Origin of the sequence: Desulfurobacterium indicum, from assembly GCF_001968985.1 — a bacterium.
Lineage (GTDB): Bacteria > Aquificota > Aquificia > Desulfurobacteriales > Desulfurobacteriaceae > Desulfurobacterium_A > Desulfurobacterium_A indicum.
Window position 1 is genome coordinate 1 of record NZ_MOEN01000059.1, and the last position, 1,387, is coordinate 1,387.

The following is a 1,387-nucleotide window of genomic DNA, read 5'->3' on the forward strand; positions in this document are numbered from 1 at the left end:
TGTAGTTCCATTTTTGCCTCCTGGGGTTGGTATTTGTGGGGTGTTCCCCAGGAGGTTATCCCATTTCTCAAGCTTACACAAAATATCGTACACTACCGAAGAACACAGGACACTGCGGACACTGTATAGTCTGTAAAGGATTTGGATTTTCTAAAAAAAGTATTAGTTGGCAAGGGATGGTATTTTTTAGTGATTTAAACATTGCGTTTTTTCCAGTATTTACTATAAAAGGGACGAAGTGGATTACAACTACAAGAACTTTGAATGAAATAGGTATAGACAATGGGGAAGCACCGAGAGATGATAAAATTAAAACAAAAAATGGTAATGAAGGGCATTTAAACCTTGGATGGCTGTATTTGGAAGTTGAGGGAGAGCATAGTCTTAATAATGACAATTTAAACAACTTTAATTTTAATAGTTTTAAGTTGAATGCTGATGATATTATAATAGTGCCAGAAAGCCTTTTTTCTCAAATAGTAAACTCAAATCTTGAAATGAGAACTTCCGTTTCCATTGACCCTATCACAGGTGCTGCTAAAGAGGGGGCATTATTCACGTCTGAAGCAATTCCAAGAGGAACAATATTTTATGGAACCATAAGAGTTTTTGATAAGAAGGAGTTTGAAGATATAGAAAATTCTCTTAAACCACTTCCCAAAGCAGACGAGCTAAAACAAGCATTAAATAATAGTAAACATTTTTATGAAACTCTGGGTATAGGCGGAATGACTACAAGAGGCTTTGGAAGGTTGGTAATTAACATTAGTGACCCAGAGGCTAAAAATGCATCTTCAAACAATGATGGAGGTGAAAGAAATGAACAGCCAGAAACTTGATAACATAGAAGCTTTAACAAGCAAAATAGCATTTGAAATAGTTAGTAAAATACAAGAATCAAAAGACAAAACTAAGTTAAAGAATCTTATAGACAAATCCTTAGGCATTCTTTCCAATAATGGCATCTATGCATATTATGTCTTCATAATTTCTCAAAAAGAAGAAGCTATACAAATCTTTTTAGACGAGTTAGAAGAGATCTTCAACATAGCAAAACCAAATGATAAAGAATACTCCCATCAGAATAGAGAAGAATACTTTCAACTTCTTTCAGAAAATCTCCACAAGCTTCTATTTATCAAACAACTGTTAGAAAAAACTCTCATTTATGCAAGATACCACGCAAAGGCGTTAGGAGATTAAAGATGAGTTGGTATAAAATGGTTTTAGAGCAAATACAACCTATACATATAGGAAAATATAACTGGGGGGTTGTTTCGGAGACGGAAATTTTTATTCCCGGGCAAACTGGTTGTGTCAATAATTTTGTGTAAACCATTAGGAGTACCTCCTGGAGAACATATCCTGAAGTTCTTCCTTAGCCTCA

The 1,387-nt window shown here is 34.5% G+C and carries 1 protein-coding gene and 1 pseudogene; both read left to right on the forward strand.

Annotated elements, in window-relative coordinates:
• Positions 1–101 precede the first annotated feature (101 nt).
• A pseudogene (locus tag BLW93_RS08655) lies at positions 102–839 on the forward strand (RAMP superfamily CRISPR-associated protein); the annotation flags it as partial.
• Complete coding sequence (locus BLW93_RS08660; protein ID WP_076713665.1) at positions 820–1,203, forward strand: hypothetical protein; 384 nt, start codon at positions 820–822, stop codon at positions 1,201–1,203. The pseudogene BLW93_RS08655 and the gene BLW93_RS08660, both read left to right, overlap by 20 nt.
• Positions 1,204–1,387: the final 184 nt, after the last annotated feature.